Source organism: Shewanella sp., from assembly GCF_048265805.1.
GTDB lineage: Bacteria > Pseudomonadota > Gammaproteobacteria > Enterobacterales > Shewanellaceae > Shewanella.
The window spans coordinates 99,246-119,964 of record NZ_JBLXAT010000005.1 but is presented as its reverse complement, the minus strand read 5'-3'; the positions used below and the strand labels follow the sequence as shown (position 1 = coordinate 119,964).

Sequence of the window (20,719 nt, the reverse complement as noted above, 5' to 3'; positions counted from 1 at the left end):
TAATTATTTGTCAGTCCTTGCTCAGAGTCGGGAAAAATCGTTAAACAGCGAAATGCTCATTATTACAATTAGCAATGCCGCCCCAAATCTGAATCCAATTTCCTGAATCCTTTCGGAAACAGGTTTACGGGTGATCACTTCAACGAAGTAATACAGCAGGTGTCCACCATCTAACACAGGTAAAGGCAACAGGTTAATAATCCCGAGATTTACACTGATTAGCGCTAGAAAACCCAAAAAATATACCAGGCCGATATCGGCACTGCTGCCCGCACCCTGGGCAATTGATATTGGGCCGCTAAGACTTTTAACAGAAACATCACCCGTAAACAATTTGCCAATCATCTTCACGCTGACGACGGCTAATTGCCAAGTTTTGTCTGCTGCCATAGCAACCGCATCTACAGGTCCATACTGCAGTTCAACTTTCATATTGTCCGGCCACTCCGGCATTTTCGGCGCTACACCGATAAAACCTTCCAATGTACCGTTATCACTTTGACGTGCTCGTGGGGTTACCGTCAGATCAACCGAGCGGCCATCACGCAACACCGTTAATGCAATCGCTTGGTTAGGCGAAGCCTTCACTTGCTCAACAAAGCTTTTCCAATCACTAAATGGCTCCCCCGCCACGCGTTCAATCACATCCCCGACTTGCAGGCCTGCTACTGCAGCAGCACTGTCTTTATTAATCACGGCTAACTCAGGCACCATATTGGGGCGATACGGCTCTAGTCCGAGTGTGGTAAGCGGCGATTGTTTATCAGGGTCGAAGGTCCAGCGACGGATATCAAGCTGGTAAGTTTTACCTTGAGTAGTGTCTGTTGGCGTTGACAACTGCGACACAGGAGCCAAGGTTAAGCTAAGGGACTCATCTCCAATATGGCTCACTAAGGCAAGACTGACCTCTTCCCAGTTGCGCACGCTCTGGCCGGAGACGGCAATAATTTGTTGTGGCTGTGACACATTGATAACAGCCGCTGGAGAGTTAGGTGCCACGCCTTGCAGTACAGGCTTAACCGCTGGCAGCCCTAGTAGATACATAAAATACAGCGCGATACCAGCAAAGATAAAGTTAGCTATTGGCCCCGCGGCCACCACGGCGATACGCTGCCAAACAGATTTCCGGTTGAAGGCTTGGTCTAATTGATCTTCAGGCACCTCATCGACACGCTCATCAAGCATTTGCACATAACCACCGAGAGGGATCATGCCGATGACGTATTCGGTGCCATCTTTACCGACACGGCGCCATAAGGCTTTGCCGAACCCCACGGAAAAACGCAACACCTTTACGCCGCAACGCCGTGCGATATAAAAATGGCCGAACTCATGAGCAGTGATCAGAATGCCCAGCAGTACAACAAAAGCGGCTATATTGCGTAAAAGTTCGATCATCTGTGGTTGTGTTTCCTCAATTTAGACCTAGCAAGCGCTTGCTCGCATAACGGCGGCTCATTTCATCCAGCGCCAGAATATCAGTAATCGAATCCAGTGGCGATTGTGGCACATTATTCAAACAATATTCATTAACGCGCACAATATCGGTATAACGAATTTTTCCTGCTAAAAACGCGGCTACGGCGACTTCGTTGGCTGCATTGACGACTGTAGTAGCTTCTTGACCAAGGCGACTAGCTTCCATCGCTAATGCCAAGCAGGGAAAACGATTAAAATCAGGCTCAAAGAAGCTCAATTGTCCGACTTTGAAAAAGTCTAAAGGTTCAACGCCGGAGCGAATTCTTGTCGGATAGGCCATACAATGAGCAATTGGGGTGCGCATATCGGGATTTCCCAACTGTGCTAACACGCTGCCATCGCAATATTGCACCATTGAGTGAATCACGCTTTGCGGATGAATAACCACTTGGATCTGCTCGGCACTGGCATTGAACAGCCAGCGCGCTTCGATATATTCCAAACCTTTATTCATCATGGTCGCGGAGTCGACCGAAATCTTCGGTCCCATTGACCAATTGGGGTGTTTAATGGCTTGAGCAGGTGTGACGTCGGCCAACGAATTGATATCAGCGCTGAGGAATGGGCCCCCGGAGCCAGTCAATAGAATCTTGCTGATGCCGGAAGCCGTCAAATCGCATTTGCCAAGCGTTTCTTGGGCCGCAGTAGAAAGACATTGGTAGATGGCGTTGTGTTCGCTATCGACTGGCAGCAGCGTCGCACCGTATTGAGCAACGGCATCGATAAATAGCCGACCAGACATCACCAGCGCTTCTTTGTTGGCCAGCAACACGCGTTTACCCGCTTTAACCGCCGCTAATGTCGGTTGCATCCCCGCTGCGCCGACAATGGCTGCCATCACCGTATCAACTGCATCACTCATCACCAAGGCTTCGAGTTCATCTGCACCAGAAGTCACTTGAGTGGGAAGGTGCGCAATTCTTTGCGCTAATGCCATCGCAGCCACTTTATCGACCATGTGGGCAACTGGCGGTAGATGCTGTTCACACAAGCTCACCATCTTGTCCACATTGGTGTTGGCCACTAATGCGTATACTTGATACTGCTCAGGATTATGTTCAACCACACTGAGCGTGCTGGCGCCGATAGAGCCGGTGGCGCCGAGAATAACCAAAGACTGCATGCGTTACATCCAGAATATGAGATAGAGCAGCGCAAATACCGGTAGCGCCGCAGTAAGACTATCTATTCTGTCGAGAACACCTCCGTGTCCTGGCAAGATAGAACCGGAATCTTTAATGTTAGCCACGCGCTTAAACATACTTTCAGACAAATCACCCAGCGCTGAAGCCAGCGCAGTAACCAGAGTGACGGCAGCAACTAAGCGCCACTCTTGCTCTGGAGAAAAGTACATCACGCCAGCAACCACAATTAAGGTGGTCACTAACCCACCGAGCAACCCTTCAACGGTTTTACCGGGGCTAACGCGGGCGATTAACTTATGACGACCAAAAGCTTTGCCCGCAAAATAAGCGCCTGAGTCAGCCGCCCAAACCACCAACATCACCAATAGCAGCAAGGTGCCACCGAGATAAGGGTTTGCCAGTGAATCTTGTGATTTGATGGTGATCAGCGCAGCAAAACATGGCAATAACGTTAGCTGGCCAAACATCGATTTGAGCATCGGATTGTTCTTCCACCAGCCACTGCTTTTGGGAAAAAACAACACCAGCAGCAAGGCGATAATCCACCAGAACACGCCGAGCATGATCAACGCCAACATCACGGGATGCAGTTGACCCCGCATCCAAATTTCGTTGGCGGGAACAATGAAATTGATAGCAACGAGTACCACAGCCACCGTACAGGTGAAGCTCCATTTCGTCACATCACAGTTAGGGTCGATAATACGACCCCATTCACGCGCCGCGATGGCAAAAACAGGCACTAATGCCCAAGAAAAATAGACAGGAGGCAGATAAAAAATGGTGCCCAAAACCAATGGGATTAACCAGAGTGCAGTGATAATACGTTGCTTTAGCAAAAGATTTCCTCTTAAAGGCCTTGCTTGTGTTTTATTGATTCGATTTGTTTTCCGGTAAGACCAAAACGACGTTGTCGGCTATTAAAACTTTCAATTGCCTCAACAAACGTCTGTTCGTCAAAATCCGGCCACAAGGTATCTGTGAAGACTAATTCGGCATAGGCGACTTGCCACAGCACAAAGTTACTGATCCTAAAATCCCCACCAGTGCGGATCATTAAATCAACTTCGGGTTGGTTTTGCATGCTTAAATGCTGACTTAAGCGCTCTTCAGTGAACTGTTCGCTGTCAATTTCACCAGCACACAACTGTTCAGCCATCTGTTTGGCCGCTTGAAGGATATCCCAGCGTCCGCCGTAGTTTGCCGCAACATTCAAGACCAAACCCTGATTTTCAGCAGTGTGCTCTTCCGCTTTGCGAATTTGACGCTGTAGACGTTCAGAAAACCGACTGATATCACCAATAATATTTAGGCGCACACCGTTTTTCTTCAATGTTTTGATGTCTCGCTGTAGCACTGTCATAAACAGTTCCATCAGCAGGCTGACTTCTTTATCTGGACGACGCCAGTTTTCACTCGAGAACGCAAATAAGGTTAGCGATTTAACGCCAATCTTACGTGCCATACTGACCGTACGCCGCACAGCTTTAACACCGGCATTGTGTCCAAATACTCGTGGTTTTCCGCGCGACTGCGCCCAACGACCATTCCCATCCATAATGATGGCCACATGAGACGGGATCGTTTGATTGACCAGATTCGCGAGATGCGCTGGTAACGGTTCAGATGTCTCACTGTCCGAGCTTGATAACGCCAAGTTTTCGGAAATATCCATGTTGGATGACATCGAATTTAAATCCCTCAAAAAGAAAAACGCCGCGTAGTATAACGCTACACGGCGCTTTAAAACCAGCTTAACAAGGCAATATCAGACTTCCATCAATTCGGCTTCTTTTGCCGCCAGCAGCTCATCAACCTTCTTAATGAACTGATCGGTCATTTTTTGGATCTCGTCTTCGCTACGGCGTACATCATCTTCAGTGCACTCTTTTTCTTTCTCGAGTTTTTTCACTTCAGAGTTAGCATCACGGCGCACGTTACGTACGGCAATACGGCCGTTTTCAGCTTCAGCACGAACCACTTTCACCAAGTCTTTACGACGTTCTTCAGTCAGCGCCGGCAGCGGAATGCGGATAGTCGCACCAGCTGACATTGGGTTCAGCCCCAAGTCTGCGCTCATAATGGCTTTTTCTACCGCTTGGATCATCGTGCGGTCAAACACGTTCACCGCCAGTGTACGGCTATCTTCAACAGAGATATTGCCCACTTGTTTAAGAGGCGTCATGGAGCCGTAGTAAGAAACCTGAATGGAATCCAACAATGCAGGATGTGCACGACCAGTGCGAACTTTAGACATTTGAGCCTTAGTCGCATCTACACATTTTTCCATGCGGGTTTTCGCATCTTTTTGAATGGTTTCAATCACGTTAGATTTCCTTTTAATTAATATCTATTAGCCTGCTTTAACCAGTGTTCCTTCGGCGGTATCGCCCATGATGACTCGGCGTAATGAGCCTGGTTTGTTCATGTTGAACACCAGAATTGGCATATTATGGTCACGCGCCACAGTGAATGCCGCCAAATCCATCACTTTCAATTCTTTATCGAGCACTTCGTCGTAGGTCAGTGTTTCATATTTGGTCGCATCAGGGTCTTTCATTGGGTCTGCAGTGTAAACCCCGTCTACCTTGGTGCCTTTTAGCACGACTTCCGCTTCAATTTCAATGCCACGTAGGCATGCAGCGGTGTCAGTGGTGAAAAATGGGTTGCCAGTACCGGCAGAAAAAATCACTACACGGCCTGATTTCAGCAAACTGATAGCCTCGGCCCAGTTGTATGCATCACATACACCGTTGAGCGGAATTGCTGACATCAAACGCGCGTTAACGTAAGCACGGTGCAATGCATCACGCATTGCTAAGCCATTCATCACTGTTGCCAACATCCCCATGTGGTCGCCAACAACACGATTCATACCGGCTTTAGCCAAGCCTTCGCCACGAAATAAGTTACCACCACCGATAACAACGCCAACCTGAATACCGAGCTCCACCAGCTCTTTAATTTCCTGAGCCATGCGATCCAATACTTTGGGATCGATGCCGAAACCTTCTTCGCCCATCAGGGCTTCACCACTTAATTTTAATAGGATACGTCTAAAGGCTGGTTTGGGATTGGTACTCATATCTTTCGGTCCTAGTCATAATATAAGACCGCAGCATCTGCCGCGGTCTTGGATGTTGAAAAAAAGCGTTGATTAAGCCTTTTTAGAAGCTGCGATTTGAGCTGCAACTTCAGAAGCGAAATCTTCTTCTTTCTTCTCAATACCTTCACCCACTTCTAGGCGGACAAAGTTAGTCACAGTAGCGCCTTTCTCTTTCAGGAAGTCGCCAACTGTTTTCTTAGGTTCCATGATGAATGGCTGACCAGTCAAAGAAACTTCACCGGTGAATTTCTTCATACGGCCTTCAACCATTTTCTCAGCGATTTCTTTAGGCTTGCCTTCGTTCATGGCGATTTCAACCTGAACTTCACGCTCTTTAGCAACCACTTCAGCAGGTACATCTTCTGGATTGATGAACTCAGGCTTAGAAGCAGCAACGTGCATAGCTAGGTGCTTCAGAGTTTCTTCATCAGCATTACCAGTAACCACTACACCGATACGGTCGCCGTGGCGGTAAGAGGCAACGTTTTCACCGTCGATGTATTCAACACGACGTACATTGATGTTTTCGCCGATTTTAGCAACCAATGCAACACGCGCTTCTTCAAACTGTGCTTTCAGGTCTTCAACAGTCACTTTACCTGCAGCAGCCACTTCCAAAACTTGGTTAGCGAAAGCCAAGAAGTTAGCGTCTTTAGCTACGAAGTCAGTTTGGCAGTTAACTTCCAGCAGCGCAGTGAAACCAGCACCTTGCTTGATCAGGATAGTACCTTCAGCAGCGATGTTACCAGCTTTCTTGGCAGCTTTAGCAGCACCACTCTTACGCATGTTTTCGATTGCCAGATCGATGTCGCCGTCAGTTTCGGTCAACGCTTTTTTGCAATCCATCATGCCTGCGCCGGTACGGTCGCGCAGTTCTTTAACTTGGGCAGCAGTAATTGCCATTGTTAAATCCTCAATTGATAATTTGAAAAAGTTACCATGAATACTTATAAAACAGGGGCCAATACGGCCCCTGTTAACCAAAGCATTTTGGTTAATAAGGGAGATGTTCTACATCAACCTTATTATTCAGCTTCGATGAAAGCTTCTTCAGCTTGAACAGCTAAATCTTGGCCACGGCCAGAGTTAACTGCAGCAGCAACAGTTTCAGCGTACAAACGGATAGCACGCATTGCGTCATCGTTACCTGGGATTACATAATCAACGCCAGCTGGAGTTGCGTTAGTATCCACTACAGCAACAACTGGGATACCCAGGTTGTTTGCTTCTTTGATAGCGATGTGTTCATGGTCAGCACCGATTACGAAGATCGCATCAGGTAAACCGCCCATGTTTTTGATACCGCCCAGAGATTTTTCCAGCTTTTCCAATTCGCGGCTGCGCATCAGAGCTTCTTTCTTGGTCAGTTTGTCGAAAGTACCGTCAACTGATTGAGTTTCCAGATCTTTCAGACGTTTGATTGACTGACGAACGGTTTTCCAGTTAGTCAGCATGCCGCCCAACCAGCGTTTATCAACGTAGAACTGTTCGCAAGAAATAGCAGCGTCTTTAACAGCTTCGCTTGCAGCACGTTTAGTGCCTACAAACAGGATTTTGCCTTTTTTAGACGCAGTGTTGCCCAAGAAAGCCAAAGCTTCGTTGAACATTGGCACAGTGTGCTCCAGGTTGATGATGTGTACACCGTTGCGAGCGCCGAAGATGAAAGGTTTCATCTTAGGGTTCCAGTAACGGGTTTGGTGACCGAAGTGTACACCGGCCTGCAGCATATCGCGCATAGAAACTGTAGTCATTTTTAATACCTTAAAGTAAAGGGGTTATACCTCCACGTATCCCATGAATCCGACCAATTAAGGCACCCCGGAACATGTGTCGACACGTGTGTGATTTCGTATTTAATTCATTTGCCATATAATGGCCGCCATCTTTTACTCAGTTTAGGTTCAACCCGAGGAAATTTCCTGAGGGAGAACGACAAAACACCGAGTCAAATCTAACGGCGCGCTTTATACCATAACGCGCCTAAAAAGACAAACCGAACTACCGGTTAATCTCGCCGGATTTTTGGTTGCTTGGGCACGGGAAATAAAAAGTTAATCTATTCTAAAGCAAGGCAAAATTTGCCTTTGGCACTATTGAGAGTCGTTATGAGTATCACTATTAAAACAGCGGAAGAAATTGAAAAAATGCGCGCGGCCGGAAAATTGGCGGCCGAAGTTCTGGAAATGATCGCTCCTTTTGTTAAGCCCGGTGTAACGACCAACGAATTGGACGAACGCTGCGCTAAATTCACTGAAGCCGCAGGTGCTATCTCAGCGCCATTGAACTACCACGGTTTTCCAAAATCTATCTGTACCTCAATTAATGAAGTGGTATGTCACGGTATTCCGTCTGATCGTCAATTGAAAGATGGCGACATTATCAACATGGATATCACCGTCATTTTGAATGGCTACCATGGTGATACTTCAGCGATGTTTTTAGTGGGCGACGTTACACCAAAAGACAAACGTTTATGTTTGCTAGCGCAAGAAAGCTTGTACGCAGCGATTCGCAAAGTGCGTCCGGGCATGCAACTGGGTGAAATCGGCACCACCATTGAAAAATATGTGAAGAACAGCAAAAGCGGTTTGGAAAAGTTCTCTATCGTGCGAGATTACTGCGGCCACGGCATTGGTGCGGGCTTCCATGAAGAACCACAAGTGGTGCACTACCGCAACAACGACCGTACCATTCTGCGCCCAGGTATGTGCTTCACCATCGAGCCAATGATCAATGCTGGCCGTTATCAAACAAAGTTAGATCAACAAGATGGCTGGACTGTCACCACTGCCGATGGTAAAAAATCAGCTCAGTGGGAACATACATTGTTGATGACAGAAACCGGTGTAGAAGTATTGACACTGCGTAGTGATGAGGACTTCCCGCGGGTCATCAACCACAAATAATTTACAAGGATAAGAATGAGTAACGCACAAGCGGTTAAAGCCGCTCTTAATGAGCATCTGCAGGCTCTGAGTCAGCGTTTTGTGGCCAGAGAGAAAATTAATCACCTCGTGCATGAACGAACCGCCTTTGTCGACGCGTTACTCATTGAACATTGGCAGCAAGCTGGGCTAGCAAACCATGCTATTGCTCTTATCGCCGTTGGCGGCTACGGTCGTGGCGAGTTGCTGCCCCACTCCGATATTGATCTGTTGTTTTTAGTTCCGCCAGTATTAACCAGCGACGAAGAAACCAAGCTCACCGACTTTATTGCCTTTCTCTGGGATACTGGTTTAGAAATTGGTCATAGCGTTCGCACCATAGAGCAAACCTTAGAGCATGGCCGTGGCGACATCACTATTGCCACTAATCTATTAGAGGCAAGGCTACTTGCGGGGCCACTATCGGTTTTCGACATCCTGTACGACAAGGTTCGTGAAAACGATTTTTGGCCTTCGAGTGCGTTTTTTAAAGCCAAGCGCGATGAGCAAAACCAGCGGCATGATAAAGCTAACGCTTTTGACCTTGAACCCAATATCAAAACCTGTCCCGGCGGGTTGCGTGATATTCACACTGTCGCTTGGGTCGCTATTCGTCACTTCGGCGCGGCAAATCTGCACGAGCTTGTTGCCCACCACTTTTTAGAGCCAGACGAGCTGGAAGAACTGCTAGAAAGTCAAAGCTTCCTTTGGGAGCTGCGCTTTTCTTTGCATATGATTGCCGGACGCGATGAAAACCGCCTGCTGTTTGATCTGCAACGACAAGTCGCCGAGATGATGGGCTACAAAGATGCCACCCAATTGGCGGTTGAGCAGATGATGAAGCGCTACTATCGTACGGTGCGCCGCATCATGGAATTGAACGAGATGCTGCTGCAGCTGTTCAAACGCGCCACACTCGGTGAAACACAAGCACTGGAACTTCAGCCAATTGATGAGCTGTACCAACGCCGTGGTCGTTTCCTTGAAGCATTAAAACCTGATATTTTCAGCGAACCGCATCAGATCGTACGGCTATTTCTCTACGTTGCCCGCAATTCCAATATTCAAGGGATCTACGCGCCCACATTAAGAGCGCTGCGTAACGCCCGACGTTTGTTAGTACAGCCGCTGATGGAACATGCGGAATGCCGCAAAGTATTGATGGAAATTCTCAAGCATCCGCGCGGGATCCAAGCTTTCTCGCTGATGCACAAACACGGCATTTTATCGGCGTACCTGCCCGCATGGCGCAGTATTGAAGGCCAGATGCAGTTTGACTTGTTCCACGCCTATACCGTTGACGAACACACCCATCGACTGTTGCTGAACATTGATAAGTTCTCCCAACAGGAACAGCGTGATGAGTTTCCATTAGGCGCGATTCTGATTAACCAGTTGCCAAAAAAAGGCTTACTGGTATTAGCCGCTATTTTCCACGACATCGGCAAGGGCCGCGGCGGTGACCACAGTAAACTCGGTGCGGTGGATGCACTCGACTTTTGTAAACTGCACGGACTCAACAGCCATGACGGACGGCTCGTAAGCTGGTTGGTAGAAAACCATCTGGTGATGTCGATTACCGCGCAACGGCGTGATATTTCAGACCCCGAAGTGGTTGGCACTTTTGCCGAAAAAGTACGTGACGTCTCTCACCTAAGCTACTTGTATTGCCTCACTGTGGCGGATATCTGCGCCACCAATGAGCACACATGGAATAGCTGGAAAGGCTCGCTACTGCGCGATCTATTCTACTCCGCTCAACGCGTGCTTGCCCGCGGTCAGGAGAAAACCGTCGATATTCGTAGCCGTGTGCGCGAACATCAAGCGAAAGCGAAAAAAGAACTGCTGCGCAGAGGTATCAAAGAAAAAGTCTTGGATGATTTGTGGCATCGTTTCAAAGCCGACTACTTTTTGCGCTACCAACCCAATCAGATTGCTTGGCATGCAGAAGCGATAATAAAGCACCGTGAAGATGCGCCGTTAGTGCTGATTTCTAAACACATGACCCGAGGCGGAACTGAGCTATTTATCTACTGCAAAGACAGGCCTAAGCTGTTTGCTACCGTGATGGCCGTGCTGGATAACAAAAATATCAACGTGCACGATGCCGGCATTATGAACTCAAAAGACAATTTTGCGCTGGACAGTTTCGTTATCCTCGAACAAGATGGCAAACCCGTTGCGCAGCTATCGCGGATCCAAAGCATCCGTAAAGCGTTGGAAAAAGCACTGGCCGACGTACCTAAACTGCCTAAATTCCGCAAAATGGCGCGGATTATGAAGCCGTTTAGCGTACCGACGCAGGTGACATTTTTGCCGAGTAATCGCCAACGCACCAGCATGATGGAGCTGATAGCCTTAGATGCACCAGGCCTTTTAGCTAAAGTGGGTGAGACCTTTTACCGCTGCGGGATAACACTACAATCAGCCAAAATCACCACCATTGGTGAACGAGCTGAAGACTTTTTCATTCTGCAAACCGAAGAAGGTAAAGCGCTGAACGAACAAGAACAGCAGCAACTGCAGGATGCTTTAATTGCGACTTTGTCCAATCAACCAAATGAATTTTAACACTAGGGGAGAACACCATGGAGGCTTTACGCCAACGTATTGAGGCGGCTTTTGAAGCCCGCGCGACCATCAGTCCTGCTACTGTAGATGCAGCCCTTAAAGCTGATGTCGAGAAAGTGATTGATATGCTAGACCGCGGCGAAGTTCGCGTTGCCGAAAAAATTAACGGCGCATGGCAGGTCAATCAATGGCTCAAGAAGGCGGTACTGCTCTCATTCCGTATCTTTGACAACGCCGTTGTTGAAGGTGCAGAAACCAAATATTTCGACAAAGTGCCAATGAAGTTTGCCGATTATGATGATGCTCGCTTCCGCGCAGAAGGTATCCGTGTGGTGCCACCAGCAGCAGCACGCAAAGGCTCATTCATCGCCAAAAACACCGTGCTGATGCCGTCATACGTTAACTTGGGTGCTTACGTTGATGAAGGCACTATGGTTGACACTTGGGCGACTGTAGGTTCATGCGCACAGATCGGTAAAAACGTGCACTTGTCAGGTGGCGTAGGCATCGGTGGCGTACTGGAACCATTGCAAGCGGGCCCAACCATCATTGAAGATAACTGCTTTATTGGCGCACGCTCCGAAATTGTTGAAGGCGTTATCGTTGAAGAAGGCTCTGTGATCTCAATGGGTGTTTACATCGGCCAAAGCACTAAGATTTATGACCGTGAAACCGGCGAAATCCACTATGGCCGCGTACCAGCTGGCTCAGTGGTAGTATCAGGTAACTTGCCATCAAAATGTGGTAAATACAGCCTGTATGCAGCCATTATCGTCAAGAAAGTTGATGCCCAAACTCGCGGTAAAGTAGGTATTAACGAGTTGCTGCGCATCGTTGACTAACACTTTATCTATGTGACCAAAAAACCGCCTATTGTGGCGGTTTTTTTATTTGGCGATTACCAGTTATTTAAATACCAACGTCTTATTACCGTTAACAACCACTTGGTTATTCACCACCAACGCCAAGGCTCGAGACAGCACGCTCTTTTCGACATCCCTGCCCGCTTTCGCCATATCTTCGGCACTGTAATTATGATCAACGGGGATCACGTCCTGCTTAATGATTGGGCCTTCATCAAGGCTGTCATTAACAAAGTGCGCGGTCGCACCAATGATTTTTACCCCACGTTCCCACGCTTGGCGATAGGGATTAGCGCCAATAAAAGCGGGTAAAAATGAATGGTGAATATTGATAATGCGATTCGGGAAGCGGCTAACAAAACCACTGGTTAACACCCGCATGAACTTCGCCAATACCACGTAATCAGGCGTATAAGATTCAACAATCTTGAGGATCTCTTGCTCGTGAGCTTCGCGGCTTAAACCTTCGTGGCTGACGTAATGAAACGGTAGCTCAAACTTACCGGCCAACGGTGCGAGCACGTCATAATTGCCCACCACTGCGGCTATCTCCACATCCAAGGCACCGTAGTAGGATTTCATCAACAAATCACCCAGACAGTGCGCCTCTTTGGTCACTAAGACCACTACGCGTTTGCGACCCGCATCAACCAAACGGGTACGGTTTTGTGATGGTAACACTTCGGCAAGATCAGCGAGAAAGCGGTCGCTATCCAATGCACCATCAAATTCGGTGCGCATGAAAAAGCGTTGCTGCTGATTATCAACAAACTCGCTATTTTTGATGATATTTAATTGATGTTTGAAACAGACACCGGTGATTTTAGCAATCAACCCCGGCTCATCAGCGCAGTCTGTCAGTAAAACTTTATGTGCCATATATCCCCCAAGCAACGATATGGTTGAAGAATATGCCATAAAATAAGCCTCTAGGCTGTACAAACATCAAATTTTATTGGATTTGATTAGGGGCTGGTTATTTTTGCAGTAGACAGAGCGTGATTTAGGCAAGGCAGGTGATGTGCCGTGTAGTTATTCTCCACAAATATCACCTAACGCTGAATAAATGACGCTCTGTCACTGCCCGAAGGGTCATTTAAACGCGGTGGCACATAATCAACGAAGTCATATGATGCTTTAAGATGACGCTTCGAGTGGTGGGCACAAAAACGCGCAACAGCCGCTATATAGCATTGCCATCCATATAGGACTGCATCTGTTGGCGCATATTTTCCGCTTGTGTGCCCAGTACCACCTGCACACCGTGTCCCACCACTATCACGCCTTTAGCGCCAAGCGCCAGCAACTTAGTTTTATCAACATGATCTGGCGCATACACACTCAAACGTAAACGCGTCATACACGCTTTAAGTTGCTCAATATTAGCTGAGCCACCAAGGGCATTGATCAGCAGTGCTGGTCGCTCTGTCGCACGGGTCGGTGTATTAAAATCCTCAATACGGCCAGGCGTTTTTAAGTTAAACACCCGAATCGATGAGGTAAACAAAGCGTAATATATCAGTGCCGTCATCGGTCCAAGAATAAGGAACCAACTGCTATTGGAGGAGTTATTCCACAGTAGTACTAAATCGATAGCCCCTTGAGAGAAAGTCACGCCGTAGTGAATATTCAGCATGACACATACCATGTACGCTAGACCGCACATGAGAGCATGCACTAAGTACAGTACAGGTGCGACAAACAGAAAGGCAAACTCAATCGGCTCGGTCACCCCAGTTAACCAACTAGTGGCCGCCGCCGATAGCATCACGCCAGTAATACGATTACGTTCAGATGGCGATGCACTGCGGATCATCGCCAGTGCCGCTGCGGGTAACCCCCACATTTTGATCAAATAGCCCCCCGCTAAGTTACCCGAGGTGGGATCACCAGCGAGATAACGCGCCACTTCGCCGCGCACCGTTTCCCCTTGAGCTTGATACTGGCCAAACTCTAAGAAAAACGGTGTATTCCAAATATGATGTAAGCCAATGGGCAGTAACAAGCGCTCCACCGTACCATACAGCGCAAACGCCCATTCGGGACGCTGATATACAGCCCAGTTTGCCACTTGGTCAATCCGCTCTGCGAGACTTGGCCACACGAAGGAAAAGCCCCAAGCCACCAACATTGCTAACGGCATGATCAGTAGCAAAGCACTGCGCGTCCCCTCAAAGAAGGACAACATCTGCGGCAATTTCACAAACTGGCTCAAATACATGGCGAAACAGCTGACTACGCCCATCAGCATACCACCGGCTATGCCAGTATCGAGCACTTGGAATTCAATAATGGCGGGCACTAACGTAGAGTTTGCGTTGGTTAGTACCGTTAATGAGGAGGTAAAGACACCGAAACCTAATACCGCCGTCAGCGCCGCTGTGGCGGGTTCCTTACAAAACCCTGCACTGATAGCCACCGCAAACAACATAGGCATAATGACAAAAGCAAAGTTGCCCACTTGCCACATCAGCGCGGCTAACTGCTCGGGTAGGTAAAGTTTCAGCGAGCTGGCTAATCCCAGCATGACCCCAGCTGCGGGCAGAATTGCGATGGGCGATAACAAGGTTTGGCTCAAGTTCTGCGCGAACTTAAACCACTGGACAGACCACCAAGAAAATGTGTTTCTCATTTAATTAGTTTGCACCACTTCTTCAGCCAAGACAGCGCTTCCTTCTCAGGATCCATCGTCTCACAAGCATCGATTTCAAACACATCACCGAGCCGCTTAGCGCCCAATTCAGTCATGAGTTCATCTAGTTGGTGACCTCCACCACAGAAATTATCATAGCTAGAATCGCCCAAAGCCACCACTGCATAACTGAGATCCGGCAGGTATGGCGCTTGCTGCTTCATCGCATGAAACCACGGAAAAATATTTTCAGGCAGATCGCCTTGCCCAGTAGTGGAACAGACTAACAGCAAAATCTCTTGTTGGTTAGGAATATAGCTGCTTAATGTTTCAGGTTGATGTAATTCAACGTTAACGCCTTGTTGGCTCAAGGCTTTCGCTAAAGTACGCGCGACAGATTCTGCACTGCCGTAGACTGATCCGAACACTAAGTTGATTTTTTTCATGCTATACTCGGCACCCACAAAAGTTGGAGAAACATTTTTCAACATACTTTATCCCCTGTGCAGCCTGCAAGTAGACCAAAGCAGTCGATAAAATCCAAGCTATTCAAGGACGCAAACCAATGCGACAAAGTAGTCGACAAAAATTGCTCAGACAACACCAACGTATCACCCATGTTCGCCGCGTGTGCTACTTCCGAGCAAATCAGCAGGAAATTCACCATCACCATTATCCATTAGCGGCATATCAGCCACTGATGGATATGATGGTTCGGCTGTCAGACGACAGCGATCACGTCAGCAAATAAACGTCGACGGCTGAGTGGCTAGCACATCATCATGCCAGCCTAACTCTGCAAATACCGTGGACCACTCCGCTTCTGGTTCCGTCACAATCGACAACGGCACGCCTGTTACTGGGTGTATCAGCGTCATTTTTTGCGCGAGTAACCACAAGCGGTTAATGCCAAAGTGCTCACGGAAAAAGCGATTCTGTTTACCATCGCCGTGCGTGGTGTCACCAATAATAGGATGACGCAAGTGTGCCATATGCCGACGTAACTGATGTTTACGACCGGTTAGCGGTGACAGATGCAGCAAACAAAAACGGCTGGTAGCATAACGGCCGGAAGGATACAGGATCTCACTGTTGAGCAAGGGGGCATACTGGGTCACCGCCTCTTGGGCGTCTTTATCTTTACGTGCATGTTTATCCGCGATGTCATCCAACTCCTCTCTGAGTGGATAATCAAGCTCACCGCCCTCCGACATATTGCCTCGTACCAACGCCAGATAATGCTTATGTACATCGCGACCTTCAAACTGTTGGCACAGGGTACGCGCGACTTCACTACTTTTAGCAAACAACAACACCCCAGATGTTGGACGGTCTAATCGATGTACCGGAAACACATGACAACCGACCAAGTCCCGCGTCAACTGCATGGCAAAAAAACGTTCTTTGCGGGCCAAATAGGTTTTATGTACCAGTAATCCGGCAGGCTTATGAATGGCAACCATATGCTCATCTTCATAAAGGATCTGGATGGTAGGCGCAACTTCGCGTTCTTCGGCTTCTGGCGCTGAGTTATCGACTGAGTAAGACATCCAATTGCTCCAAAGTAAGGACTATCGGTTCACGTTCAGGCTGTGCAGCCCACACATATTGTGCCATCGGCGCGATGGCCATATTGCTTGGCAACGGCGCTTGGATGGCGATCAACTGCTGCATCTTAGGGATAAAAATAAACTGCAACCATTGCTCAAACGGCAAGGTATCACAAGCAAACGGGGCGGTACTTGCCAGCGCGGCAGCCGACGGCGCCGTTGAAGCCCATAAATTCTGAGAGATTAATTGTAATTCAAGTAATTGCAGTAATTCTTGAGTCTGTTGATAGCGCATTAACACTCTACATGCCGATTTTTAAGGGGGCGTATCATACCATCTGACGCCAGATATCCCTATAATTGCGCCCCTTAGTGAATTATGAGAAGTAGGGTCATGAGCAACATCAACACATTGGGCGAACTTTTAGCAGCAGCAAACACGCAATACCGGGTGTTTGATTTGGGCCGTCGAGTGCGACCTATCAGTAATAGCGTATTCGATGCGTTTGAAACACTTGCCGCACCCTACCCTTATCCAATTCAAGGTCACGCCCAATTTGCCATGGTGTTTGGTGAAGACCCGCAGCAACCTTTTATTTGGTTTCTGAAATTTCCCCTTGATGAACGTGGGTTACTCAATCCTGCAGCACGTAGCCAGTTTATGCAGATGTTGTCCGATGCCATTGGCCAAGACATCACTAAACCGCTGACCGAAGAAGAGCAACAGCGTATGGCGAGTCATCCATTTCACGCTAAACCGTCACAAGAGAAACTCGCCATCTTCAATGCGCAGCTGCGTAAATCCCTGCATCAACCCGCATCAAGTCAATATGAGTTTGCTTGCCAATACCTGGCAGGAAATGCCAGCGATGACCTATGGCAAACGGTCGGTTTACAAGGCTTAGCGGATATCTGCGCGCGCGCGAGTGACTTTGAACATGCGCAACTTTTGAGTAATGCACTGACGACAAGCATCGCCGAAATCCACGTCGCCACATGCCAACTGTTAGAGCACGTGGAGGCGCCCACCTCAGTGCTGCGAACCATTACTAAGCTATTTACTGATATGGATGCTGAACGACACAGTTACCTGCTGCGCGCTAGCGCGTCTTCAGAAGAGACAACAGCACAGTTACTACAACAGCTGGCAGATAAGCAACAACCACTCGATCAACAGCAGTTGATTGCCGTAGCCGCACGGTGTTGGTCGGTGCTAAAGCGCGACGCCATTCGCAAGTTTTATCTTGAGTCGCTAGCCGCTCAACCGCAGCCCTTTTTTAATCAAATCTTTGCTGATATTGTGGCGATTCCCGAGATCCGAATGCCAATGCTAAGCGAATTGCGCAATCCAGAACGAAGTGCACAACTAGCAGCAGCCATTGGTGGACTATTTAAGGCCATGAATCAATGATGACCGATTTTTTAATGATTGCGGCGCTGGTATTGGTAGCTGCGTTCTTTTGGCAACTGCGACAGATGGCAGAGATTGCCAAACGCTTTATCGAACGCGAATGTAGCCGACAGCGAGTACAATTCCTTGCGGTAGCGATGGACAGCGCGCGGCCATCATTCGCCGGTAATACCGGCATTGGCTGGCGTGCAAGCTTTATGTTTGAATTCAGCACCGACGGTATTAACCAATTTAAGGGCACCGTTAAAATGCGCGGCAATCAGGTAGAAAAAATCGAGTGGCCTATTTTTCCAGAACCCGATTGGCAACAAGCGCCATCGGCAAGCGGAAAATTTGGTGGCGGCTGTGGTAGCAGCTGCGGCTCAGGCCGCTGCCATTAATTGAACAAAGCATACTACGCGGGTAAGACATTATGGCACTCTGATTTGCTGTAAGTGATACCCAAAAGAGAAAGGGCGCGACAAGTAGTCGCGCCCTTCTATTTTTTTGCTAAGCCTTCCAGCTATAACTTGTGCTTCCCTGCACCATCCATGCGAATGAATCGATCCTTCCGGTCCCTCTCGTTCCTTGATAATCCCTGTACCTAAGTACACTTCCCTTTAACTGGAGATTCCTTCTACCAGTCTTGCCTCGTCCTGAAGCGTGTCCTTATCGTCCTTGAAATTCCTTTTCCGATTTCCTTGGTCATCCTGACATCCCAGTCCTCGGGAAACTTTCCATGCTCAGCTAACTTCCTGTTAGCTTACTTTCCATGTAACATCATCGGATTGTGTCCCTACAAGTTCATCTTCCTGATGAATCGTCTTCCTGACGAGTCCCTGTGTGTCCAATCCTTCGATGAGTCAAATATTACTCGAAAGGGGTAATAATCCAAGTAAGGCTTACAACAAAAAAATAACGTCCTACTGCTACCCAACACCTACCACAAAACAATTATTAATTTAATTTCATGAAGTTATGAAAATAATAGAGATTTAAACGACATGTTTAAACAATCAATGTCTCACATTCTTGTAAGATATGTCTCACACGACGACTGGGTAAAACGGCAGAGCTATATATACTCAAGGTAATATCGGTTGCGGTAAATTTAGCCGCGGCGCTGTTAACCCCATAGTCAGCTGCTTCGCGCTATACTGAAAGCATCTTTAACCGCGCAAAAATCAACCAAGGAGCCAGTATGGATACGGTAAACCCGGCGTTCTCGTCATTGTTTTCGCAACTTGGATTAGATAACGGTGATGAAGCGATTCAGCAATTCATTGCCAGCCACCAGCTTCCATCGAATGTCAGAATCGCTGATGCGCCATTTTGGAATGCATCACAACGTGCATTTATTGAAGAAGCCATTTTAGAAGATGCCCAATGGGCTGAAGTTATTGGGCATCTCGATAGTTCATTGCATCAAAAGTGAGTGCTTTACAGCTGGCTGTAGGGCTTATCGCCCCAGCCAGTTAATGTGTCAGCGGTAAAAATCAGTGGTGTGCATTCATCTTTTGTGGTTTTGCCATCACTGTGCTGATGCTGAGTACGATAGAATAATACCTGCACGGCCTTCCCCTGTGATTCAAACGCTTCATTAAAGCTTGGTGTTCCCATCAACGCTTGCACTTGGTCAATACTCATCCCCAATTTTAACGAAGCTAGCTTTTGTTGATTTTGCTGCTGTACTTGCTGCCAAGATTCACTATCATTGCCTGAATCTCCGTGGCCGACACTGACCACACAGCCAGTTAACGTTAAGCTAGCGATGGCGATTAAAGGTAACAACTTATTCATAACACTTCCTTTGATTGTTATTAGACATCTTCAGAGATATAACAAAAGTTGTGCCAATTTATTTTTTTGTTATTTTTCAATTAGTTAAAATTGAATCTACGCTAGTTATTTTCAAAATCCTCACTTTTTAAGGAATTTCACTACATGTCTTCGGTGATTGACCAGATTATTCATACCGCGGCTAAACTATCGCAAGCAGGGATTACCCCCTCCACGGCCACAGTCAAAGCGAAAATGGGGGGCAAGATCCCAATGCCGCAGCTGATAGAAGGAATGGCGCGCTTTAAAGCGTTATCGAGTGAAGAAGTCACCCAAGCAGCCAAGGTCATGATAGGTAGTGATGACAAGCCATCTACCGCAGCAGAAACAGCCCGAGCCGATGACATACAACAGCAATTGAATCAACTGCAGCACGCGTACAAAACCTTGAGCGAGCGCGTTGCAGCGCTGGAAGCTAAGTTGGATGGAATCGCCTGATGTACGTTACCGAAGTCAGTTTTGAATGTTTTGCCGATACCACCATCAGCGAGGCTGAACGCGCAATCAACCAACTGTTAGAAGCATGGCGCCAGAATGGGCAAGTCCTCGGCAGAGAATTTGCCGTTGCCCTGAAAGATGGCGTATTTAAGGTGCGCTTACTATTGCCCGAAGAGCAGAGCCTAGCTAATCGTTTTAACAGCCCTTGGGCTAAACAAGCGGTTGATGCTTTAAAAGACGCCAAACTGCTACATCCGCGTGAGAAACTCATCGGCTTAGATATCAATTCGGAAACCAGCAACAGCGAGCCACCTAGCTGGCAGTTGCTGTATACCAGCTATGTGCATATGTGCTCACCGCTGCGTAGTGGCGATACCTTGCAACCCATTCCGCTGTATCGCGTCCCAGCCACCTTTAATGGTGATCATAAACAGCTGATCCGTTGGCAGACCGAGTGGCAGGCATGTGATGAAATCCAGATGGCGTCGGCGTCGGCTGCTGAATTTGCCGCCGTGAATGAATTAGCCAATGTTAACAGTGATCTCTTCCGCCGCGGCTGGGATTTACGGGGACGAGTGGAGTATCTGACCAAAATCCCGACTTACTACTATCTTTACCGCATCGGGGGGCACAATAAGCAGGAAGAGCTAAACCGTTGCTGTCCCCGTTGTGGCAATGAACATTGGCTGCAAGCCGAGCCGTTATTAGATCTATTCCACTTCAAATGCGACCAGTGCCGCATTGTGTCGAATCTATCGTGGGATTTTCAATAACGGCTGGAT

The 20,719-nt window shown here is 47.9% G+C and carries 23 protein-coding genes; 9 read left to right on the top strand and 14 right to left on the bottom strand.

The window, feature by feature from the left end; translation table 11 throughout:
* Positions 1-21: 21 nt before the first annotated feature.
* The 8 genes from rseP to rpsB form a co-directional block, all read right to left on the bottom strand.
* Positions 22-1,398: a sigma E protease regulator RseP gene (gene rseP, locus ACN0TT_RS05115; RefSeq protein WP_417761061.1), complete on the bottom strand. Its 1,377-nt coding sequence runs from the start codon at positions 1,396-1,398 to the stop codon at positions 22-24.
* 16 nt (positions 1,399-1,414) lie between these two features.
* Entirely contained in the window at positions 1,415-2,602 is a 1,188-nt protein-coding gene (gene ispC, locus ACN0TT_RS05110; protein ID WP_417761060.1) for a 1-deoxy-D-xylulose-5-phosphate reductoisomerase, read from the bottom strand.
* Positions 2,603-2,605: 3 nt separating this feature from the next.
* A complete protein-coding gene (locus tag ACN0TT_RS05105; protein ID WP_417761059.1) occupies positions 2,606-3,463 on the bottom strand; it encodes a phosphatidate cytidylyltransferase in 858 nt (285 codons plus the stop codon).
* An 11-nt stretch (positions 3,464-3,474) separates the two neighbouring features.
* Positions 3,475-4,311 carry an isoprenyl transferase gene (locus ACN0TT_RS05100; RefSeq protein WP_417761058.1) on the bottom strand — a complete coding sequence of 279 codons (837 nt, stop codon included), beginning with the start codon at positions 4,309-4,311 and terminating at the stop codon, positions 3,475-3,477.
* 81 nt (positions 4,312-4,392) lie between these two features.
* Positions 4,393-4,914, bottom strand: coding sequence for a ribosome recycling factor (gene frr / locus ACN0TT_RS05095; protein ID WP_417761166.1), 522 nt, complete (start codon positions 4,912-4,914; stop codon positions 4,393-4,395).
* A gap of 63 nt (positions 4,915-4,977) precedes the next feature.
* A complete protein-coding gene (gene pyrH / locus ACN0TT_RS05090) occupies positions 4,978-5,709 on the bottom strand; it encodes a UMP kinase (RefSeq protein ID WP_417761057.1) in 732 nt (243 codons plus the stop codon).
* A 72-nt stretch (positions 5,710-5,781) separates the two neighbouring features.
* Positions 5,782-6,633 carry a translation elongation factor Ts gene (gene tsf, locus ACN0TT_RS05085; RefSeq protein WP_417761056.1) on the bottom strand — a complete coding sequence of 284 codons (852 nt, stop codon included), beginning with the start codon at positions 6,631-6,633 and terminating at the stop codon, positions 5,782-5,784.
* A 122-nt stretch (positions 6,634-6,755) separates the two neighbouring features.
* Positions 6,756-7,481: a 30S ribosomal protein S2 gene (gene rpsB, locus ACN0TT_RS05080; RefSeq protein WP_417761055.1), complete on the bottom strand. Its 726-nt coding sequence runs from the start codon at positions 7,479-7,481 to the stop codon at positions 6,756-6,758.
* Positions 7,482-7,835: 354 nt separating this feature from the next.
* Here rpsB and map point away from each other — a divergent pair, with 354 nt between their 5' ends.
* Genes map through dapD form a run of 3 tightly spaced genes read left to right on the top strand, consistent with a single transcriptional unit; the run spans position 7,836 to position 12,067 of the window.
* Positions 7,836-8,636 (top strand): type I methionyl aminopeptidase, encoded by an 801-nt coding sequence (gene map / locus ACN0TT_RS05075; RefSeq protein ID WP_417761054.1) that lies wholly within the window; start codon positions 7,836-7,838, stop codon positions 8,634-8,636.
* A 15-nt stretch (positions 8,637-8,651) separates the two neighbouring features.
* Positions 8,652-11,225 carry a bifunctional uridylyltransferase/uridylyl-removing protein GlnD gene (gene glnD, locus ACN0TT_RS05070; RefSeq protein WP_417761053.1) on the top strand — a complete coding sequence of 858 codons (2,574 nt, stop codon included), beginning with the start codon at positions 8,652-8,654 and terminating at the stop codon, positions 11,223-11,225.
* Between the two features lie 17 nt (positions 11,226-11,242).
* Entirely contained in the window at positions 11,243-12,067 is an 825-nt protein-coding gene (gene dapD / locus ACN0TT_RS05065) for a 2,3,4,5-tetrahydropyridine-2,6-dicarboxylate N-succinyltransferase (RefSeq protein WP_417761052.1), read from the top strand.
* A gap of 63 nt (positions 12,068-12,130) precedes the next feature.
* Here dapD and purU read toward each other — a convergent pair whose 3' ends face one another.
* From purU to ACN0TT_RS05050, 3 genes are all read right to left on the bottom strand, one after another.
* Positions 12,131-12,967, bottom strand: a complete 837-nt coding sequence (gene purU / locus ACN0TT_RS05060; protein ID WP_417761051.1) for a formyltetrahydrofolate deformylase — start codon at positions 12,965-12,967, stop codon at positions 12,131-12,133.
* Between the two features lie 304 nt (positions 12,968-13,271).
* Complete coding sequence (locus tag ACN0TT_RS05055) at positions 13,272-14,720, bottom strand: PTS transporter subunit EIIC (protein ID WP_417761050.1); 1,449 nt, start codon at positions 14,718-14,720, stop codon at positions 13,272-13,274.
* Positions 14,717-15,166: a flavodoxin gene (locus ACN0TT_RS05050; protein ID WP_417761165.1), complete on the bottom strand. Its 450-nt coding sequence runs from the start codon at positions 15,164-15,166 to the stop codon at positions 14,717-14,719. Before ACN0TT_RS05050 ends, ACN0TT_RS05055 begins: the two co-directional genes overlap by 4 nt.
* A 119-nt stretch (positions 15,167-15,285) precedes the next feature.
* Here ACN0TT_RS05050 and ACN0TT_RS05045 point away from each other — a divergent pair, with 119 nt between their 5' ends.
* The gene (locus ACN0TT_RS05045) at positions 15,286-15,471 is read left to right on the top strand and encodes a hypothetical protein (protein ID WP_417761049.1); all 186 of its coding nucleotides are present in this window, start codon (positions 15,286-15,288) and stop codon (positions 15,469-15,471) included.
* Here ACN0TT_RS05045 and truC read toward each other — a convergent pair.
* Both truC and ACN0TT_RS05035 read right to left on the bottom strand, forming a co-directional pair.
* Positions 15,461-16,270, bottom strand: a complete 810-nt coding sequence (gene truC / locus ACN0TT_RS05040) for a tRNA pseudouridine(65) synthase TruC (RefSeq protein ID WP_417761048.1) — start codon at positions 16,268-16,270, stop codon at positions 15,461-15,463. The two genes, ACN0TT_RS05045 and truC, sit on opposite strands and share 11 nt — an antisense overlap.
* Positions 16,251-16,565 carry a YqcC family protein gene (locus ACN0TT_RS05035; protein ID WP_417761047.1) on the bottom strand — a complete coding sequence of 105 codons (315 nt, stop codon included), beginning with the start codon at positions 16,563-16,565 and terminating at the stop codon, positions 16,251-16,253. The genes truC and ACN0TT_RS05035 overlap by 20 nt, the downstream gene beginning before the upstream one ends.
* A gap of 99 nt (positions 16,566-16,664) precedes the next feature.
* Between ACN0TT_RS05035 and ACN0TT_RS05030 the strand changes: the two genes are divergently transcribed.
* The 3 genes from ACN0TT_RS05030 to ACN0TT_RS05020 all read left to right on the top strand — a co-directional run bounded on the left by ACN0TT_RS05030 (position 16,665) and on the right by ACN0TT_RS05020 (position 19,095).
* Entirely contained in the window at positions 16,665-17,681 is a 1,017-nt protein-coding gene (locus tag ACN0TT_RS05030) for a DUF3549 family protein (RefSeq protein ID WP_417761046.1), read from the top strand.
* Entirely contained in the window at positions 17,678-18,061 is a 384-nt protein-coding gene (locus tag ACN0TT_RS05025; protein WP_417761045.1) for a DUF3301 domain-containing protein, read from the top strand. Before ACN0TT_RS05030 ends, ACN0TT_RS05025 begins: the two co-directional genes overlap by 4 nt.
* A gap of 800 nt (positions 18,062-18,861) precedes the next feature.
* A complete protein-coding gene (locus tag ACN0TT_RS05020; protein ID WP_417761044.1) occupies positions 18,862-19,095 on the top strand; it encodes a DUF2789 domain-containing protein in 234 nt (77 codons plus the stop codon).
* Between the two features lie 5 nt (positions 19,096-19,100).
* On the opposite strand, the gene ACN0TT_RS05015 is transcribed toward ACN0TT_RS05020, so the two are convergent.
* Complete coding sequence (locus ACN0TT_RS05015) at positions 19,101-19,460, bottom strand: DUF3192 domain-containing protein (RefSeq protein ID WP_417761043.1); 360 nt, start codon at positions 19,458-19,460, stop codon at positions 19,101-19,103.
* Positions 19,461-19,604: 144 nt separating this feature from the next.
* On the opposite strand from ACN0TT_RS05015, the gene ACN0TT_RS05010 reads away from it, so the two are divergent.
* Together ACN0TT_RS05010 and ACN0TT_RS05005 are read left to right on the top strand one after the other, a co-directional pair.
* Positions 19,605-19,937: a hypothetical protein gene (locus ACN0TT_RS05010; protein WP_417761042.1), complete on the top strand. Its 333-nt coding sequence runs from the start codon at positions 19,605-19,607 to the stop codon at positions 19,935-19,937.
* Complete coding sequence (locus tag ACN0TT_RS05005) at positions 19,937-20,710, top strand: Zn-ribbon-containing protein (protein ID WP_417761041.1); 774 nt, start codon at positions 19,937-19,939, stop codon at positions 20,708-20,710. Before ACN0TT_RS05010 ends, ACN0TT_RS05005 begins: the two co-directional genes overlap by 1 nt.
* The last annotated feature ends 9 nt before the right edge of the window (positions 20,711-20,719 follow it).

What these genes read in the sequence shown, in the direction of transcription:
- ACN0TT_RS05035 (WP_417761047.1), bottom strand. Translation starts at nt 16,565, where the DNA reads ATGCGCTATCAACAGACTCAAGAATTACTGCAATTACTTGAATTACAA.
- truC (WP_417761048.1), bottom strand. Translation starts at nt 16,270, where the DNA reads ATGTCTTACTCAGTCGATAACTCAGCGCCAGAAGCCGAAGAACGCGAA.
- ACN0TT_RS05025 (WP_417761045.1), top strand. Translation starts at nt 17,678, where the DNA reads ATGATGACCGATTTTTTAATGATTGCGGCGCTGGTATTGGTAGCTGCG.
- ACN0TT_RS05020 (WP_417761044.1), top strand. Translation starts at nt 18,862, where the DNA reads ATGGATACGGTAAACCCGGCGTTCTCGTCATTGTTTTCGCAACTTGGA.
- rseP (WP_417761061.1), bottom strand. Translation starts at nt 1,398, where the DNA reads ATGATCGAACTTTTACGCAATATAGCCGCTTTTGTTGTACTGCTGGGC.
- ispC (WP_417761060.1), bottom strand. Translation starts at nt 2,602, where the DNA reads ATGCAGTCTTTGGTTATTCTCGGCGCCACCGGCTCTATCGGCGCCAGC.
- ACN0TT_RS05010 (WP_417761042.1), top strand. Translation starts at nt 19,605, where the DNA reads ATGTCTTCGGTGATTGACCAGATTATTCATACCGCGGCTAAACTATCG.
- map (WP_417761054.1), top strand. Translation starts at nt 7,836, where the DNA reads ATGAGTATCACTATTAAAACAGCGGAAGAAATTGAAAAAATGCGCGCG.
- ACN0TT_RS05100 (WP_417761058.1), bottom strand. Translation starts at nt 4,311, where the DNA reads ATGTCATCCAACATGGATATTTCCGAAAACTTGGCGTTATCAAGCTCG.
- ACN0TT_RS05005 (WP_417761041.1), top strand. Translation starts at nt 19,937, where the DNA reads ATGTACGTTACCGAAGTCAGTTTTGAATGTTTTGCCGATACCACCATC.
- ACN0TT_RS05050 (WP_417761165.1), bottom strand. Translation starts at nt 15,166, where the DNA reads ATGAAAAAAATCAACTTAGTGTTCGGATCAGTCTACGGCAGTGCAGAA.
- ACN0TT_RS05015 (WP_417761043.1), bottom strand. Translation starts at nt 19,460, where the DNA reads ATGAATAAGTTGTTACCTTTAATCGCCATCGCTAGCTTAACGTTAACT.
- ACN0TT_RS05045 (WP_417761049.1), top strand. Translation starts at nt 15,286, where the DNA reads ATGCGACAAAGTAGTCGACAAAAATTGCTCAGACAACACCAACGTATC.
- ACN0TT_RS05030 (WP_417761046.1), top strand. Translation starts at nt 16,665, where the DNA reads ATGAGCAACATCAACACATTGGGCGAACTTTTAGCAGCAGCAAACACG.
- dapD (WP_417761052.1), top strand. Translation starts at nt 11,243, where the DNA reads ATGGAGGCTTTACGCCAACGTATTGAGGCGGCTTTTGAAGCCCGCGCG.
- glnD (WP_417761053.1), top strand. Translation starts at nt 8,652, where the DNA reads ATGAGTAACGCACAAGCGGTTAAAGCCGCTCTTAATGAGCATCTGCAG.
- ACN0TT_RS05055 (WP_417761050.1), bottom strand. Translation starts at nt 14,720, where the DNA reads ATGAGAAACACATTTTCTTGGTGGTCTGTCCAGTGGTTTAAGTTCGCG.
- frr (WP_417761166.1), bottom strand. Translation starts at nt 4,914, where the DNA reads ATGGAAAAATGTGTAGATGCGACTAAGGCTCAAATGTCTAAAGTTCGC.
- rpsB (WP_417761055.1), bottom strand. Translation starts at nt 7,481, where the DNA reads ATGACTACAGTTTCTATGCGCGATATGCTGCAGGCCGGTGTACACTTC.
- tsf (WP_417761056.1), bottom strand. Translation starts at nt 6,633, where the DNA reads ATGGCAATTACTGCTGCCCAAGTTAAAGAACTGCGCGACCGTACCGGC.
- purU (WP_417761051.1), bottom strand. Translation starts at nt 12,967, where the DNA reads ATGGCACATAAAGTTTTACTGACAGACTGCGCTGATGAGCCGGGGTTG.
- pyrH (WP_417761057.1), bottom strand. Translation starts at nt 5,709, where the DNA reads ATGAGTACCAATCCCAAACCAGCCTTTAGACGTATCCTATTAAAATTA.